Annotated in this window: 13 protein-coding genes; 9 read left to right on the top strand and 4 right to left on the bottom strand. The window is 71.9% G+C overall.

The genetic code is table 11. The features are described 5' to 3' along the window. Window positions 1-479: 479 nt before the first annotated feature. Complete coding sequence (gltB, locus tag ACLJQF_RS33415; protein ID WP_410614329.1) at window positions 480-5,051, top strand: glutamate synthase large subunit; 4,572 nt, start codon at window positions 480-482, stop codon at window positions 5,049-5,051. After that, window positions 5,044-6,492, top strand: coding sequence for a glutamate synthase subunit beta (locus ACLJQF_RS33410; RefSeq protein WP_410614328.1), 1,449 nt, complete (start codon window positions 5,044-5,046; stop codon window positions 6,490-6,492). Before gltB ends, ACLJQF_RS33410 begins: the two co-directional genes overlap by 8 nt. Window positions 6,493-6,550: 58 nt before the next feature. Here ACLJQF_RS33410 and ACLJQF_RS33405 read toward each other — a convergent pair whose 3' ends face one another. After that, the gene (locus tag ACLJQF_RS33405; protein WP_410614327.1) at window positions 6,551-7,423 is read right to left on the bottom strand and encodes an SDR family oxidoreductase; all 873 of its coding nucleotides are present in this window, start codon (window positions 7,421-7,423) and stop codon (window positions 6,551-6,553) included. Window positions 7,424-7,505: 82 nt separating this feature from the next. On the opposite strand from ACLJQF_RS33405, the gene ACLJQF_RS33400 reads away from it, so the two are divergent. After that, on the top strand, window positions 7,506-8,078 hold the full coding sequence (locus ACLJQF_RS33400; protein ID WP_410614326.1) for a TetR/AcrR family transcriptional regulator: 573 nt from the start codon (window positions 7,506-7,508) through the stop codon (window positions 8,076-8,078). Window positions 8,079-8,300: 222 nt separating this feature from the next. Continuing rightward, entirely contained in the window at window positions 8,301-9,698 is a 1,398-nt protein-coding gene (locus ACLJQF_RS33395; RefSeq protein ID WP_410614325.1) for a Dyp-type peroxidase, read from the top strand. 40 nt (window positions 9,699-9,738) lie between these two features. Here ACLJQF_RS33395 and ACLJQF_RS33390 read toward each other — a convergent pair whose 3' ends face one another. Beyond that, window positions 9,739-10,635 carry an ROK family protein gene (locus ACLJQF_RS33390; RefSeq protein ID WP_410614365.1) on the bottom strand — a complete coding sequence of 299 codons (897 nt, stop codon included), beginning with the start codon at window positions 10,633-10,635 and terminating at the stop codon, window positions 9,739-9,741. 194 nt (window positions 10,636-10,829) lie between these two features. On the opposite strand from ACLJQF_RS33390, the gene ACLJQF_RS33385 reads away from it, so the two are divergent. Together ACLJQF_RS33385 and ACLJQF_RS33380 are read left to right on the top strand one after the other, a co-directional pair. Further along, a complete protein-coding gene (locus ACLJQF_RS33385) occupies window positions 10,830-11,039 on the top strand; it encodes a CbtB domain-containing protein (protein ID WP_410614324.1) in 210 nt (69 codons plus the stop codon). An 18-nt stretch (window positions 11,040-11,057) separates the two neighbouring features. Continuing rightward, window positions 11,058-11,807: a CbtA family protein gene (locus ACLJQF_RS33380; protein ID WP_410614323.1), complete on the top strand. Its 750-nt coding sequence runs from the start codon at window positions 11,058-11,060 to the stop codon at window positions 11,805-11,807. 156 nt (window positions 11,808-11,963) lie between these two features. On the opposite strand, the gene ACLJQF_RS33375 is transcribed toward ACLJQF_RS33380, so the two are convergent. Both ACLJQF_RS33375 and ACLJQF_RS33370 read right to left on the bottom strand, forming a co-directional pair. Beyond that, window positions 11,964-13,445: a cobyric acid synthase gene (locus ACLJQF_RS33375; protein WP_410614322.1), complete on the bottom strand. Its 1,482-nt coding sequence runs from the start codon at window positions 13,443-13,445 to the stop codon at window positions 11,964-11,966. After that, the gene (locus ACLJQF_RS33370) at window positions 13,442-14,365 is read right to left on the bottom strand and encodes a cobalamin biosynthesis protein (protein ID WP_410614321.1); all 924 of its coding nucleotides are present in this window, start codon (window positions 14,363-14,365) and stop codon (window positions 13,442-13,444) included. The genes ACLJQF_RS33375 and ACLJQF_RS33370 overlap by 4 nt, the downstream gene beginning before the upstream one ends. 36 nt (window positions 14,366-14,401) lie before the next feature. On the opposite strand from ACLJQF_RS33370, the gene ACLJQF_RS33365 reads away from it, so the two are divergent. The 3 genes from ACLJQF_RS33365 to ACLJQF_RS33355 are packed head-to-tail and all read left to right on the top strand — an operon-like array spanning window position 14,402 to window position 16,810. Beyond that, window positions 14,402-15,043: a bifunctional adenosylcobinamide kinase/adenosylcobinamide-phosphate guanylyltransferase gene (locus ACLJQF_RS33365; RefSeq protein ID WP_410614320.1), complete on the top strand. Its 642-nt coding sequence runs from the start codon at window positions 14,402-14,404 to the stop codon at window positions 15,041-15,043. 13 nt (window positions 15,044-15,056) lie between these two features. After that, window positions 15,057-16,070 (top strand): nicotinate-nucleotide--dimethylbenzimidazole phosphoribosyltransferase, encoded by a 1,014-nt coding sequence (gene cobT, locus ACLJQF_RS33360; protein ID WP_410614319.1) that lies wholly within the window; start codon window positions 15,057-15,059, stop codon window positions 16,068-16,070. Then, window positions 16,067-16,810, top strand: coding sequence for an adenosylcobinamide-GDP ribazoletransferase (locus ACLJQF_RS33355; RefSeq protein ID WP_410614318.1), 744 nt, complete (start codon window positions 16,067-16,069; stop codon window positions 16,808-16,810). Before cobT ends, ACLJQF_RS33355 begins: the two co-directional genes overlap by 4 nt. The last annotated feature ends 11 nt before the right edge of the window (window positions 16,811-16,821 follow it).

The following is a 16,821-nucleotide window of genomic DNA, read 5'->3' as shown; positions in this document are numbered from 1 at the left end:
CTCAGGCCACTTCGGACGAACGTTTCCGCAGGTCGAGAGCACATTAGCCCGCTCTGCGGGAGACCCAGCCCGACATATGGGACTACCCCGGGTGTCGTCAACGCAAGCGTGGCATTTCCCACCCGGGCGCAACGACGTATGTCGATAACAGCGAATTCACACTATCGTCATAAGACCCGGCGAACCCGGGAGTAACACCGCGCGCTCCGGACGGCCCCCACCACAGTGGCCGACCTGTGCGCGCTCGCAGCACCCGACATGTTCGGCTGCCCAGCGTTGTGCGGCCTCCCAGATGACCGCTTTTCCGGGCTCGCAGCCCGGCCGATACCTCGCGGCATCGTGCACTGACCTCAACGCCGACAACAGCAACTGTTCTCGACTGACTATCGCGGTCCCGGACCACTTCGTTAACCGGTTCAGCTTGAACCACTCGATGGAGTGAGTACCGGTCGCGCCAACGCCTTGGGAGGCGGCCAGCCGTGACCCACCGTGCCAGTTCCCTGCCCCCGTCCGGGGAGCAGCTCAGCAACGCCGAGGCCGCGGGCCTCTACCGGAGCGACTACGAACACGACGCCTGCGGTGTCGCCTTCGTCGCCGACCTGACCGGGCGCCGAGATCATGCGATCGTCGCCAAGGCTTTGGTCGCGTTGCGCAATCTGGAACATCGCGGGGCTCGTGGCGCCGAACCGGACACCGGCGACGGCGCCGGGCTGCTGATCCAGATCCCGGACGAGTTCTACCGCGCGGTCGTGGACTTCGACCTTCCCGAGCCGGGCACCTACGCCGTCGGCACGGCTTTCCTGCCGCAGGACGAAAAGCGCCGCGGCCGGGCCATGACGACCATCGAGCGCATCGCCGCCGAGGAGGACATGCGCGTCCTCGGCTGGCGCGAGCTGCCGGTGCACACCGAGCACTGCGGGCCGACCGCGGCCGAGACCATGCCGCACTTCACGCAGCTGTTCCTCGCCGCGCGCCGCCCGAAGCCGGAGCACTCGGACCCGCTGCACATCGAGCGCAGCGCGTTCTGCGTCCGCAAGCGCGCCGAGCACGAGCTCGTCGAAGAGGACGTCTACTTCCCGAGCCTTTCCTCGCGCACGATCGTCTACAAAGGAATGCTCACCGAGCCCCAGGTCGAGCGGTTCTTCGCCGACCTGACCGACGAGCGCGTCACCAGCGCGATCGGCCTGGTGCACTCCCGCTTCTCCACCAACACGTTCCCGTCGTGGCCGCTGGCCCACCCGTACCGGTACGTGGCGCACAACGGCGAGATCAACACGTTGCGCGGCAACCGCAACTGGATGGACGCCCGCGAGGCGCTCCTCGAAACCGACCTGGTCCCGGGTGACCTCAAGCGGATCTACCCGGTGATCACCCGCGGCGCCAGCGACTCGGCGAGCTTCGACGAGGTCCTCGAGCTGCTGCACCTCGGCGGTCGCTCGCTGCCCCACGCGGTCCTGATGATGATCCCGGAGGCCTGGGAGAACCACCAGGAGATGGACCCCGCGCGGCGCGCGTTCTACGAGTTCCACTCGACGCTGATGGAACCGTGGGACGGCCCGGCGCTGGTCGCCTTCACCGACGGCAGGCAGATCGGGGCGGTCCTCGACCGCAACGGCCTGCGCCCCGGCCGTTACTGGGTGACCGACGACGGCCTCGTCGTGCTGGCCTCCGAGGTCGGCGTGCTCGACATCGACCCGGCGACGATCGTCCGGAAGGGACGCCTCGAACCCGGCCGGATGTTCCTCGTGGACACCGTCGAAGGCCGGATCATCGAGGACGAAGAGGTCAAGACCGAACTGGCCACCGCCCACCCGTACGACGAATGGGTCGACGCCGGTCTCGTGCACCTGGAGGACCTGCCCGAGCGCGACCGCGAGGTCCCGCTGCACGCCACGCTCGTCCGCCGCCAGCAGTCGTTCGGCTACACCGAGGAAGAACTCGAAGCCATCCTCGAGCCGATGGCCCGCACCGGCGCGGAGCCGATCGGCTCGATGGGCAACGACTCCCCCATCGCGACGCTGTCCAGCCGCCCCCGGCTGATCTTCGACTACTTCATCCAGCTGTTCGCCCAGGTGACCAACCCGCCGCTGGACGCCATCCGCGAGGAGCTCGTCACCGCGCTCGGCGCGCAGATCGGCGCCGAGCCGAACCTCCTGAACGGCAACGCCGCGAGTTGCCGCCGGATCGCGCTGCCGTTCCCGGTGCTCGACAACGACCAGCTCGCCAAGCTCGTCCACGTCAACGACGACGGCGACCTGCCGGAGTTCCAGGCGGTCACCGTGCTCGGCCGGTACAACGTGCACGGCGGCGGCGAGGCGCTGATCAAGCGGCTCGACGAGATCCGCGCCGAGGTTTCCGAGGCGATCGAGGACGGCGCCCGGCTGATCGTGCTGTCCGACCGCGGCGTCGACGAGCACCACGCGCCGATCCCCTCGCTGCTGCTGACCGGCGCGGTGCACCACCACCTCGTCCGCGAGAAGACGCGCACGCAGGTCGGCCTCATCGTCGAGGCCGGCGACGCGCGCGAGGTGCACCACATCGCGTTGCTCATCGGCTACGGCGTCGCCGCGGTGAACCCGTACCTGGCGATGGCGACCGTCGAGGAAATGGCCCACCAGGGCCTGATCCCCGGCGTGACGCCGAAGCAGGCGACGCAGAACTTGATCAAGGCGCTCGGCAAGGGCGTCCGCAAGACGATGTCCAAGATGGGTGTTTCGACCGTCGCGTCCTACACCGGCGCGCAGATCTTCGAGGCGATCGGGCTCGGCGAAGAGGTCATCGAGAACTGCTTCACCGGCACGACGTCCCGCCTCGGCGGCGTCGGCTTCGAGACGCTGGCCGACGAGGTCGCGAAGCGGCACAAGTACGCGTTCCCGGCCGACGGGTTCCACGCGCCGCACCGCGAGCTGGAGACCGGCGCGGACTACCAGTGGCGCCGCGAAGGCGAGCCGCACCTGTTCAACCCGCAGACGGTGTTCAAGCTGCAGCACTCCACGCGGGCCGGGAAGTACGACGTCTTCAAGGAGTACACGAAGGCCGTCGACGACCAGGCCGAGAAGCTGCTGACGCTGCGCGGGCTGTTCGACTTCAAGTACGGCAAGCGGGCGCCGGTGCCGATCGAGGAGGTCGAACCGATCTCGGAGATCGTCAAGCGGTTCGCCACCGGCGCCATCTCCTACGGCTCGATCTCGATGGAGATGCACCAGACGCTCGCCATCGCGATGAACCGCCTCGGCGGGAAGTCGAACACCGGTGAGGGCGGCGAAGACGCGGAGCGGCTGTACGACCCGGAGCGGCGTAGCGCCGTGAAGCAGGTCGCCTCCGGCCGCTTCGGCGTCACGAGCGAGTACCTCGTCAACGCCGACGACATCCAGATCAAGATGGCGCAGGGCGCGAAGCCCGGCGAAGGTGGGCAGCTGCCCGGCGCGAAGGTGTACCCGTGGATCGCGAAGACGCGGTTCTCGACGCCGGGCGTGGGGCTCATCTCTCCCCCGCCGCACCACGACATCTACTCGATCGAGGACCTGGCGCAGCTGATCCACGACCTCAAGAACGCCAACCCGAACGCGCGCATCCACGTGAAGCTCGTGTCCGAGGTCGGCGTCGGTACGGTCGCCGCGGGCGTGTCGAAGGCGCACGCCGACGTCGTGCTCATCTCCGGTCACGACGGCGGGACCGGCGCGTCGCCGCTGTCGTCCATCAAGCACGCCGGCGGCCCGTGGGAGCTCGGCCTGGCCGAGACGCAGCAGACGCTGCTGGCCAACCGGCTGCGCGACCGGATCGTGGTGCAGACCGACGGCCAGCTCAAGACCGGCCGCGACGTCATCATCGCGGCGCTGCTCGGCGCCGAGGAGTTCGGCTTCGCGACCGCGCCGCTGGTGGTGTCGGGCTGCATCATGATGCGCGTCTGCCACCTCGACACCTGCCCGGTGGGCGTCGCGACGCAGAACCCGAAGCTGCGTGAGAAGTTCAGCGGCAAGGCCGAGTACGTCGTCAACTTCTTCGAGTTCATCGCCCAGGAAGTGCGCGAGTACCTGGCGGAGCTGGGCTTCCGGTCGATCGCCGAGGCCGTCGGGCACGCCGAGTTCCTCGACAAGCGCAAGGCGATCGACCACTGGAAGGCGTCCGGGCTCGACCTGTCGCCGATCTTCCACGTGCCGGAGATTGCCCCCGCGGGGCTGCGGCTGCAGCAGACGCGGCAGGACCACGGGCTGGAGAAGGCGCTCGACAACACGCTGATCCAGCTCGCCGAGGGCGCGTTGAACTCCGGCGACAAGGTGCGGCTGGAACTGCCCGTCCGCAACGTCAACCGGACCGTCGGCACCATGCTCGGGTCGGAGCTGACCAAGCGGTGGGGCGGCGAAGGCCTGCCGGACGACACCATCGACGTCACCTTCACCGGCACCGCGGGCCAGTCGTTCGGCGCGTTCGTGCCCAAGGGCATCACGCTGCGGCTCTACGGCGACGGCAACGACTACGTCGGCAAGGGCCTCTCCGGCGGCCGGCTCATCGTGCGCCCGTCGAAGGACGCGCGGATCGCCGCCGAGGACCACATCATCGCCGGCAACGTCATCGCCTACGGCGCCACGAGCGGCGAGATCTTCATCCGCGGCAAGGTCGGCGAGCGGTTCTGCGTGCGCAACTCGGGCGCGCTGGCCGTCGTCGAAGGCGTCGGCGACCACGGCGGCGAGTACATGACCGGCGGCCGGGTGGTCGTGCTCGGGCCGATCGGGCGCAACTTCGCGGCCGGCATGTCCGGCGGCATCGCCTACGTGCTGGACCTGCCCGCGCACCGCGTCAACCCGGAGATGGTCGACATCGACCCGCTCGACTCCGAGGACGCCGACTTCCTGCGCGAAACGCTGGAAAAGCACTACGACGAAACGGAATCCGCGGTGGCGCGGGAACTGCTGGCCGACTGGGACGCGGGTGTCGACCGCTTCGGGAAGGTCATGCCGAAGGACTACAAGCGCGTGCTCGCCGCCCAGGTGCAGGCCGAGCGCGATGGGCGCGACGTGAACGAGGCGATCATGGAGGCCGCACATGGCTGACCCCAAGGGCTTTCTGACCACCACCCGCGAAGAGCCGAAGCGGCGTCCGGTCGACCTGCGGCTGATGGACTGGCGAGAGGTCTACGAAGACTTCGCCACGACGAAGCTGCAGAAGCAGGCCGGCCGGTGCATGGACTGCGGCATCCCGTTCTGCCACCAGGGCTGCCCGCTCGGGAACCTCATCCCCGAGTGGAACACCCTGACCTGGCGCGAGGACTGGCAGCAGGCGATCGAACGGCTGCACGCGACCAACAACTTCCCGGAGTTCACCGGCACCCTGTGCCCCGCGCCGTGCGAGACGGCGTGCGTGCTCGGGATCAACGACGATCCGGTGACGATCAAGCGGGTCGAGATCTCGATCATCGACCGGGCCTTCGACGAGGGCTGGGTGACGCCCCAGCTGCCGGTGGCCCTCACCGGCAAGAAGGTCGCGGTCGTCGGGTCCGGCCCGTCGGGTCTTGCCGCGGCGCAGCAGCTCACGCGCGCGGGCCACAGCGTCGTGGTCCTCGAGCGGGCCGACAAGATCGGCGGGCTGCTGCGCTACGGCATCCCCGAGTTCAAGATGGAGAAGTCCCGCCTCGACCGCCGCCTCGACCAGATGCGCGCCGAGGGCACGGAGTTCCGGGCGTCGGTGAACGTCGGCGTGGATCTGCCGGTCTCCGAGCTTCTGGGCTACGACGCCGTGGTGCTGGCCGGCGGCGCGACCGACTGGCGCGACCTGCCGATCCCCGGCCGGGAGCTGGCCGGCATCCACCAGGCGATGGAGTTCCTCCCGCCGGCGAACCGGGTCGCTTCGGGCGAGCTGGAGAAGTCGCCGTTCGACGCCTCGGGCCTCGACGTCGTGGTGATCGGCGGCGGCGACACGGGCGCTGACTGCGTCGGGACGTCGCACCGCCAGGGCGCGCGTTCGGTGACGCAGCTGGAGATCATGCCCAAGCCACCGGAACTGCGTTCGGACGCGCACCCGTGGCCGACGTACCCGATGATCTACCGGGTCTCCTCGGCGCACGAAGAGGGCGGCGAGCGGCTCTACGCGGTGAACACGCAGGAGTTCCTGGGCGACGACTCCGGCCGGGTGCGCGCCTTGAAGCTGGTCGAGGTCCGCAACGAGGGCGGCAAGTTCGTCCCGGTGCCCGGCTCGGAACGCGAGCTGCCGGCGCAGCTCGTCCTGCTGGCGATGGGTTTCCTCGGACCGCAGAAGCAGGGCCTGCTCGAGGACCTGGGCGTCGAGCTGGACGCGCGCGGCAACGTGGCGCGTGACAAGGCGTTCAAGACGAGCCTGGACAACGTGTTCGTGGCCGGCGACATGGGCCGCGGCCAGTCCCTGATCGTCTGGGCGATCGCCGAGGGCCGCAGCGCCGCGGCCGGCGTCGACGCGTACCTGACCGGCCGGGACGTCCTGCCCCGCCCGATCGCGCCGACGGACCGGCCGCTCGTATAAGACCCGGCGCCGGCGGGGGTGTCATCGTCGCCACCTCCGCCGGCGCTGTCCCACCTGCTCAGCCGTAGTACCCCTTTTCGAGGTCGTCCAGCAGCCCCGGCTGCGTGGGCCGCCAGCCGAGCAGCTCCTGGGTCACGCCGCTGGACGCCGGCTGGTCGAGCGCCAGGATCCCGCCGAGGAAGCCCAGTTCTTCGGCGGCTACGGACTGCACCGGCAGCCCGAGGCGGCGGCCGGCCACCTCGGCGACGTCGCGGATCCGCACCCCTTCGTCGCCGACAGCGTGCAGCACGGCTCCCGCCGGGGCCTGCTCGAGCGCCAGCCGGAACAGGTGGGCGGCGTCCAGGACGTGCACCGCGGGCCAGCGCTGCGTGCCGTCGCCGACGTACGCCGCGATGCCCTTCTCGCGCCCGAAGGCGACCAGCCGCGCGATGAGCCCGTGAGCGTCACCTTCGCCGTGCACCGAACGCGGCAGCCGGACGAGGGACGCGCGGACGCCGCGGTCCGCCGACTCGAGGACGGCCCGGGCGATGTCCGCCCGGCCGGCGACCGGGCCCGGGAAGACGGTGTCGTCCCGCTCGGTCGACGGGCGCCCGGGCGCCATCGGCGTCCCGGAGGCGACGACGAAACGCTTGCCCGCCAGGACCGAGGTCATGACGTCGACGGCGGCCGCGTCGGTCCGGATCGCGGCGTCGATCCGGGTGAAGTCGTGGCCGAAGGCGAGGTGGACGGCTCCGTCGGCGTTCTCCGCGCCGGTTCGGAGGACGCCGAGGTCGGTCAGGTCGCCGCGGAGGACGTCCGCACCCATGGCGGTGACGACGCCGGCGGCCTCGTCCGACCTCGCGAGCCCGACGACCGAGTGGCCCGCGTCGAGGAGTTCGGGTACGAGGGCCCGGCCGATCCAGCCGGACGCGCCGGTGACGAACACACGCATGATCTTCTCCCTTTATGATGACACCTGGTGCCATCACCATAGCACCGTGATGACACCAGGTGTCATCGCCTAGGCTGGGGCCATGAGCCGCTGGGAGGGGAACACGCGCGTGCGGCTGCTCGACGCCGCGCTCGAGCTGTTCGGCGAGCGGGAGTACGACAGCGTCACGGTCGCCGAGATCGCGGAGCGGGCCGGGCTCACGAAGCGGACGTTCTTCCGTCACTTCAGCGACAAGCGTGAAGTGCTCTTCGCGGGCCAGGAGATGTTGAGCCGCATCCTCGCCGAGGCGATCGCGGACGCCCCGGCCCCGGCCACCCCGATCGAGGCGGTCGCCGCGGCCCTGCAGGCGGCGACGACCCCGTTCGGGCCGCAGCGGCGTGACCGGTCGCGCCTGATCAAAGCGGTGATCGCCGGCCACAGCGACCTGCGCGAGCGTGAGCTGCTGAAGCTCGCGACGTTGCGGGCCGCGATGGCCGACGCCCTGCGTGCGCGCGGAGTCGCGGCCCCGACGGCCGCCCTCGCGGCGGAGATCGGCGGCCTGGCGTACTCGACGGGCTTCGCCCGCTGGGTGGCGCCGGGCAGCGAGCGGGAGTTCGCCGACCTGGTCGCCGAGGCCCTGGACGAGCTGATGGCGGCCACCACCGCACTCGGCTGACCCACCGCCGCGCATTCCCCGGTCGTCCTCGGCGGCGAATTCTTTCCGGACGGAAACTGTTTCGCGCTCAACTTAATCTTTCGTGTGAAACCGGAAATCGAGTGGCATCGCCCGCCTCCGGCACTGCACTCTGTATTCAGGGGACCCGGTCGGCCGAGGGGGGATTCCGGTCGGCCGGGTGCCCGCCGAGAGGCGGGCTTTTTCACACGGGAGGGGACCCGGATGAGTATCGATCTGTCCACCACGCTGTCCTGGACCACGGCGTCCGGCGATGCCGCGACGATGCTCGGCGAACTGCAGCCGAACATCCTCAAGGCCCACGTCCGCGACCACCTGTCCGCCCTGTTCCTCGCCTTCGGCGACGCGGCGGAGGCACGCGCCTTCCTCGTCTCGGTCACCGGGAAGATGAAGTCCGCCAAGGCACACCTCGACGAGGTGGGCGCGTTCAAGGCCGAGGCCGGCGGGGGAACGCCGTACGTCGGCGTCGGCCTCACCGCGGCCGGCTACCGCGCTCTCGGCGTCGAGAACTTCCCGCAGGACAAGGCGTTCCTGCGCGGAATGACGGCACCGGATACGCGGCGGCAGCTGAACGACCCGCCGCGCTCGACGTTCGATCCGGGCTACCGCGGGGAAATCCACGCCGTCGTGCTCGTCGGGGACGCCACCGACAAGGCGATGGCGGCGCGGCACAACGAAGTCCTCGGCCTGCTGCCGGACTCGGCCGCCGTGCTCGCGGAGGAAACCGGCCTCGGTCGGGTCAACGCACGCGGCGAGGGGATCGAGCACTTCGGGTACGTCGACGGCCGCAGCCAGCCGCTGTTCCTCACCGAAGACGTCGACGCGGAGAAGAACAACACCGACGGGATCAACGTCTGGAACCCGGCGTCACCACTCGAGCAGGTGCTCGTTCCCGACACCGCGGCGCCGGATCCCGGCGTGCATTTCGGCAGCTATTTCGTTTTCCGCAAACTGGAACAGAACGTCCGGCGGTTCAAGCAGGCCGAAGCGGATCTGGCCGACACGCTCGGCCTCACCGGCGAAGCTCGCGACCGGGCCGGGGCGATGATCATCGGCCGGTTCGAGGACGGCACGCCGCTGACCACCCAGCGGGAAGACGGCGCGGAAAGCCCGGTGTCGAACAACTTCACCTACGACAGCGACCGCGCCGCGCTGAAGTGCCCGTTCCAGGCGCACATCCGCAAGACGAACCCACGCGGCTCCGGCGGCGCCGAGGACCCGGCCGACGAGCGGCGGCACCTGATGGCCCGCCGGGGCGTCACGTACGGGGAGCGCCCGGACGACCCGAACGCCGACGTGCCGCCCGCGGCGCGGCCGAGCGGCGGAGTCGGGCTGCTGTTCATGGCCTTCAACTCACGACTGGGCAACCAGTTCGAGTTCACGCAGTCGGTCTGGGCGGACAACCCGGGCTTCCCGATCGTCGACGGCGTCACGCCGGGGCTGGACCCGGTGATCGGCCAGGGCCAGCGCGGGTCGTCGGACTACACCGTGGACTGGGGTGGCTCCGCGCAGCGGACGGCCGGCCCGGTGCCGCAGTCGGTGACGTTGCGGGGCGGCGAGTACTTCTTCATGCCGTCGCTGGCCTTCCTGCGCGCACTCTGAGGCGAGCCGGAGGCCACCGTGGTGGCGGCCTCCGGCTGTCTCAGGCTTTGAGCAGGTCGAAGGCCAGCAACCCGGCGCCCAGCCGCCCGGCTTCGTCGCCCAGCTCGGCGATCCGCAGCTCCGGCATCCGCTGGAACGTCAGGTGCGCGGCCAGCCACTCGCGCACCGGCTCCAGCACGTAGTCGGCCGCCGTGAACAGGCCGCCACCCAGGACGATCACCTCCGGGCCGAGCAGCGTCAACAGCGTCCGGATGCCGTGGCCGAGCCCGTCGAGCGCGTCCTGGACCACCACGACCGCGACCTCGTCACCGCGGCGCGCCAGCTCCACGACCTCGCGCGCGCCATCGGCCGGGCGCCCGGTGCGCTCGGTGTAGCGGCGGGCGATCGCGGCCGCCGACGAGATGGCCTCCAGGCAGCCGGTCGCGCCACAGCCGCACTTGCCGGCGTGGCCGACGTCGATGTGCCCGACCTCGCCTGCCTGCCCGTGCGCGCGGTGGATCCGGCCGTCGAGCAGCAGCGCGGCGGCGATCCCGGTGCCGACGGGGATGAACGCCGCATTCGTCGCGCCCCGCCCGGCGCCCACCCGGAACTCGGCGATGCCGCCCGCGGTGACGTCGTGCCCGAACGCGACCGGCAGCCCGAGCCGGTCTTCCAGGAGCTCGCCGAAGGGCACTTCGCGCCAGTCGAGGTTGGCCGAGAAGTGGCAGACGCGCGTCGCCTCGTCGACGATGCCCGGCACCACCACCCCCACCGCGGCGGGCTGCCCGGTCCCCGCCTGCTCGGCCAGTGCGGCCACGATGTCCACGGTCTGCGCGGCCAGCGCCGTCCCGTCCGCGCTGCGGGCCGTCTCCGCGCGCAGTGCCGCCTTGGGCTGCAGCTGCTCGTCGAGCAACGCGGCCTTGATCGTCGTCCCGCCCACGTCGAGGGCAGCCACCATTCGAGTCACCGCGGCATTGTCACATTGACGCAGCCCAAACGGCGGACCTACGCTCAACCGGCCAGACGAGGAGATTCCGGAACGCGGTGCAAGTCCGCGCGGTCGCGCCACTGTGACCCCCACGAGGGGGAAGCCAGACCCGGATCCCTTCGTGCAGTCCCCGATGAGGCCGCGAAAGCCCGAGGAGGCCACGCATGACCCAGACGGCAGCCCCCGCCGTTCCGCTCCCGATCCGCATCCCGATCCGTGAGATCGTGCCGTGGGCGGTGTTCGTCGTGCTCCTCGCCCTGATCGCGGTGTACTTCGTGAGCGCCGAGCAGGGCGCGACCGCGGTGTTCGCGAACATGTACGTCCACGAGTTCGTGCACGACGGCCGGCACCTGCTGGCCTTCCCCTGCCACTGATCGGCGGCACGCGCTCCCATGATGAAGACCTTGCTGGTCCGCGGCATGCTCGCGGGCCTGATCGCCGGTGTGCTCGCGTTCGGGTTCGCCTACGCGTTCGGTGAGCCGTCGGTGAACACCGCCATCGGGCTCGAGGAGTCCGGCGGCGCCCACGCGCACTCCCACGACGCTTCCGCCCCCGCTGAACCGCACGAAGAAGAACTCGTCCCCCGCGACATCCAGAGCACGCTGGGGTTGCTGACCGGCGTGCTCGTCTACGGCGTCGCGATCGGCGGCCTGCTCTCGCTGGCCTTCGCGTTCGCCCAGGGACGGCTCGGCTCCCTGCGCCCGCGCGTGACGGCACTGCTGCTCACGACCGGCGCGTTCACCGTGGTGTTCCTGGTGCCGTTCCTGAAGTACCCGGCCAACCCGCCCGCGGTGGGCCAGCCGGGCACGATCGGCTCCCGGACCGAGCTGTACTTCGGCTTCGTCGCGGTGTCACTGCTCGTCGGCATCTTCGCGACGGTGTTCGGCCGCAAGCTCGCGGACCGCCTCGGCGCCTGGAACGGCTTCCTCCTGGCGGCGGCGGGCTACGTCGTGGTGATCGGCGTCGTGGCCTGGCTGATGCCGGTGGTCGACGAGGTCCCGGCGACGTTCCCGGCCTCGACACTGTGGAGCTTCCGGACCGCGTCGGTCGGCACCCAGGTGACGCTGTGGCTGGCCCTGGGGCTGGCGTTCGGCGCGTTCGCGGAGAAGGCGTTGACCCGGAAGACCGCGGTCGCCGCCTGACCGGAGGGTTCGCGGTCGCGTCCCGGTCCCGGGTCGGGCGGGGTGACGGCGGTGCCAGGGTGGGCCTCGGCATCGCCGCGCTGATCCACCGGAGCGTCCGGGCGCGACCGCGGGCCGGCCATCCTCCCCGCGAAACGGCCCGGCTCTCCCGCTGAGCTAAGGCGCCCCCGGCGGCACGAACGGCAGACCCGCCGGCGCCCCGCGCTCCAGCAACGTCCGCAGCGCCGCCGTGTCCAGGTGCTCGCCGACCGCGTCCGCGAGCTTGTCCAGCATCTCCTCACGCAGTTCGCCGAACCCGGGCGCGTCCGGTGCGGGCGCCCACCCGACGCCCGCCTGCGCCGCCGCTTCGGTGAGCCACGCGCGACGGAAGGCGTCGTTCTCGAACGCGCCGTGCCACATCGTGCCCCAGACCGGCCCGGCGCACTGACCGTCCAGAAAGGACTCCGCCGGGGTCGTCGCGGTCACCGAGCCGTGGTGGATTTCGTAGGCCGCCACCGGATGGCCGCGCCACGTCCCCGCCGGCCGGTCGAGCACCTTTTCCGCGGCGAACGTCACCCGCCCGGGCAGCAGGCCGAGGCCCGGCACCTCGCCCGCGCCGGACTCGATGTCGTCCACAATGGACTCGGTGAGCATCTGGTACCCGCCGCAGACGCCGAGGACCGGACGGCCCGCGGCGGCCCGGGCCGTCACCGCCGTGTCCAGCCCGCGCTCCCGCAGCCAGGCCAGATCGGCCACGGTGGCACGCGACCCGGGCAGCACCACGACGTCCGCCGCCGCGACGACGTCCGGGTCCGCGGTGAGCGTCACCGTGACCCCGGGTTCGGCGGCCAGCGCGTCGACGTCGGTGGCGTTGGACGCGCGCGGGAACCGCACGACCGCCACGCCGAGCCCGCCGCCGGGCACTTCCCGGCGCCAGCCCGCCACCGCGAGAGCGTCCTCCGAGTCGATCCACACCCGGTCCAGCCACGGCAGCACGCCCAGCACCGGCCGTCCGGTGACCTTCTCGAGGCTGTCCAGGCCCGGCCGCAGCAGTCCGACGTCGCCGCGGAACTTGTTGACCACCCAGCCCGCGACCAGAGCCTGGTCCTCGGCCGAGAGCAACGCGAGGGTGCCGAACATCGCCGCGAGCACACCACCACGGTCGATGTCGCCGACGACCAGCACCGGCAGCCCGAACCGCCGCGCGAGCCCCATGTTGACGTAGTCGCCGCCGCGCAGGTTGATCTCCGCCGGGCTCCCGGCGCCTTCGCAGACGACGACGTCGTAGCGCGCGCTGAGGTCCTCGAACGCGCCGAAGGCGATCTCGGCCAGCCCGGCCCGCCCGGTGGCGTACTCCCCCGCTTCGAGTGTCCCGAACGGCTTCCCGAGCGCGACGACGTGACTGCGCCGATCACTGCCCGGCTTCAGCAGCACCGGGTTCATCGCCGCCTCGGGTTCGACGCCGGCGGCCCGCGCCTGCACCCACTGGGCACGGCCGATCTCGGCCCCGTCGGCGCAGACCATGGAGTTGTTGGACATGTTCTGCGCCTTGAACGGCGCCACCCGCACCCCTTGGCGCGCCAGCCACCGGCAGATCCCGGCGGTGACCAGGCTCTTCCCGGCATCGGACGTCGTCCCGGCGACGAGCAGCCCGCTCACCGGGCCACCGCCGCCGCCAGCGCGACCGCGGCGGCGCCCACGCGACGCGACAACCGGACCGCGCGCCGCAGGTCGACCGGTTCCGGGTCGCGCCCGTCCCCGAGCCGCGCCCGGCTCTCCGCTTCACCGCCGTAGCTGTTCGTCCCGCCGAACCGGACGTCCAGCGCGCCCGCGAACGCCGCTTCCACCTGGCCCGCGTTGGGGCTCGGGTGCCGGCTGCCGTCGCGGCGCCACGTTCGCCAGGACTCCCGCGCCCGGCCGCCCGCGCACAACGCCGTGAGCGCCGCCCCGATCCGCGACGGCACCAGGTTGACGACGTCGTCGGCGCGCGCCGCGGCCCAGCCGAAGCGGCGGTATCGGGGCGAGCGGTAGCCGACCATCGCGTCGAGCGTGTTGAGCGCGCGGTAGCCGAGCAGGCCCGGCATCCCGGCGACGGCGCCCCAGAACAGCGGCGCGACCACGGCGTCCGAGGTGTTTTCGGCGATCGACTCGGTGGCCGCGCGGGCCAGCTCGGCGGAATCGAGCGTCGTCGCGTCGCGCGCGCAGAGGTGCGAGAGCCTCCGACGCGCTTCGGGGACTTCGCCCGCTTCGAGCAGGCGGGCCATTTCGGTGCCTTCGGCGGCGAGGCCGCGTCCGCCGAGCACAACCCACGTGGACGCTGCGGTGAAGGCGAAGCGCGCGAACGGACGTCGCCGGGTCGCCGTCTGAAGGGCGACGCCGAGACCTACGGCGCCGAAGGTGCACAGTGCTGCGTACGCGGCTCCGCGCGGCTTCGAGTCGGCCCACAGACGGTGTTCCAGACGAGCCGCGGCGGTACCGAACAAGGCGACCGGATGGCCCGTTCGAGGGTCACCGAACAGAGCGTCGGTTACGTATCCGGTCACGAGTCCGGCCGCGGTTGTCCCTAGACGGAGTGGCACGTGGCGCACGGTAGCGCGTGCACCACAATGCCGGGTATGACTGTGTCTGATGCCGCCTCCGCGAAGAAACGTCCGTCGGCGGGGCTGACGCACCGGCTCGCCGGGTATCTCGAAACCCTGGCTCGCGCCCTCCGCCGGTACGGGCGCGACGAAGGCAAGGTGCTGGTCCTCGGCGGCGTCCGCTCGGGGAAGTCACGGCACGCCGAGCGGCTCGTCGCCCACTACCCGCACCTCGTCTACGTCGCGCCCGGCCTGCCCGCGGGCGAAGACGACCCCGAATGGGCCGCGCGGGTCGCCGCGCACCAGGCGCGGCGGCCGGCGAACTGGAAGACCGTCGAGACCACCGACCTGGCCGGCATCCTGCGCACGGCGACCGAGCCCCTGCTGATCGACTGCCTCGGCACCTGGCTGTCCCGCGTGCTCGACGACGTCGGCGCGTGGCGGCAGAAGCCGGGCTGGGAGCACCGCCTCGACGACCGGCTCGAGGACTTCCTGGCCGCGTGGGCCGCGGCGCGGGTGCCGGTGATCGCGGTCAGCAACGAGGTCGGCAGCGGTGTGGTGCCCGCAACGTCGTCCGGACGGCTGTTCCGTGATGTGCTGGGCGCACTCAACAACCGGGTGTCCGCCGACGCCGACCGGGTCGTGCTGGTCGTCGCGGGCCGGGCGCTCGACCTGTAGCCAGGAGGCGCCCGTGTTCGACGTACCCGTGCCCGACCCCGCCGCCCGCACCGCCGCGCTGGAGCGGCTCGACGGCCTGGTCAAGCCGCTCGGTGCGCTGGGCAGGCTGGAGGAGATCGCGGCCTGGCTGTCCGCGGCGCACGGCGCCGTGCCCCCGCGTCCGCTGGACGACGTCCGCGTGGTCGTCTTCGCGGGCGACCACGGCGTGTCGGCCCTTTCGGCGTACCCGCGCGAGGTGACCGCGGCGATGGTGCGGGTCTTCCTGGCCGGCAAGAGCGGCGTGAACGTGCTGGCCGCCCAGGTCGGGGCGCGCGTGCGGGTCGCGGACATCGGCGTCGACTGGGACGGCGCGGACGTACCGGCCTCGGTGACGGCGCACAAGATCCGCCGCGGTTCGGGTTCGATCGACGTCGAGGACGCGTTGCTGCCGGGCGAGGCGCAGGCGGCGTTCGAAGCGGGCCGCGCGATCGCCCTGGAGGAGCGCGAGGCGGACGTCCTGATCCCGGGCGACATGGGAATCGGCAACACGGCGATGTGCGCGGCGCTGGTCGCGGCCTCCCTGGGCCTGCCGGCGACGGAGGTGGTCGGCACCGGAACGGGGGTCGACGCGGCGGGGCTGTCCCGGAAGACGGAAGCGGTGGCCGCGGCCTTGTCCCGGACTTCCGGCCGCGTCGAGGACCCGTTCGACCGCCTGACGGCGCTGGGCAGCGCATGCATGGCGGCGACGGCGGGCTTCCTGGTCCAGGCCGCGGTCCTCGGCATCCCGGTGGTGCTGGACGGAGTGTTCTCCGGCGCGGCGGCGTTGGTGGCGCGGGAGATCGCGCCGGGCGCGGAGCAGTGGTGGCTGGCCGGGCACCGTTCGACGGAGCCTTCGCAGGCGTTCGCGTTGAAGGCGCTGGGCCTGGAGCCGATCCTGGACTTCGGCCTGCGGCTCGGCGAAGGCAGCGGGGCTGTCCAGGCTGTCCCGACGCTGCGAGCGGCCCGCGCGATCCTGGCCGACATGGGCCTGCTTGCCGACCTGGCATGAGCCGCTGGGTCGATGCCGCGCGGATGGCCGTCGGGACGCTGACCACCGTGCCGGTGCCCGCTCCGCGCGTCATCGATCGGCGGGTTGCCGGGCGCGCCATGCTCCTTGCGCCCCTTGCCGCTGTTCCGCTGGCCGCTGCGGCCGGGGCGATCGTCTGGGCCGGGTCCGCCGCCGGGCTGCCCTCGCTCGCCACCGCGGCGCTTGCCCTCGGTGCCGTTGCGTTGGGCAGCCGGGGGTTGCACCTCGACGGGCTTGCCGACACCGCCGACGGCCTCGGCGCGTCCTACGACCGCGCCAAGGCCCTCGACGTCATGCGCCGCGGCGACTCCGGGCCCACCGGGGTTGCCACCCTCGTCCTGGTTCTCCTGGTCCAGGTCGGTGCCCTGACCGCCGCCAATCCCGTCACGGCGGCCGCGGGCGTGCTCGTCGGCCGCTGCACGCTCTCCATGGCCTGTGCGCGGGGCGTTCCGACGGCCCGGCCGGAAGGGCTCGGCGCCACCGTCGCCGGCTCGGTGCCCCGCGCCGCCGCGATCGCCGTCGGTCTGGCCGCCGCCGGGCTGGCCGTGCTGCTGCCCGGGCTGCCGTGGTGGCGCGGCCCCCTTTCCGTCGGCCTTGCCTACGCCGTCACCGGCGCACTCCTGTGGCGGTGCACCAAACGGCTCGGCGGCATCACCGGCGACGTCCTCGGCGCCGGCGTCGAAGCCGCCGTCGCGGCCGCCCTGGTCGCGTTGTCAACCTAGGCCCGTTGCCC

Origin of the sequence: Amycolatopsis sp. lyj-109 (genome assembly GCF_046548995.1) — a bacterium.
Classification (GTDB): Bacteria; Actinomycetota; Actinomycetes; order Mycobacteriales; family Pseudonocardiaceae; genus Amycolatopsis.
The sequence above is the reverse complement of the archived record's forward strand: the minus strand, read 5'-3'. Positions and strand labels throughout refer to the sequence as shown.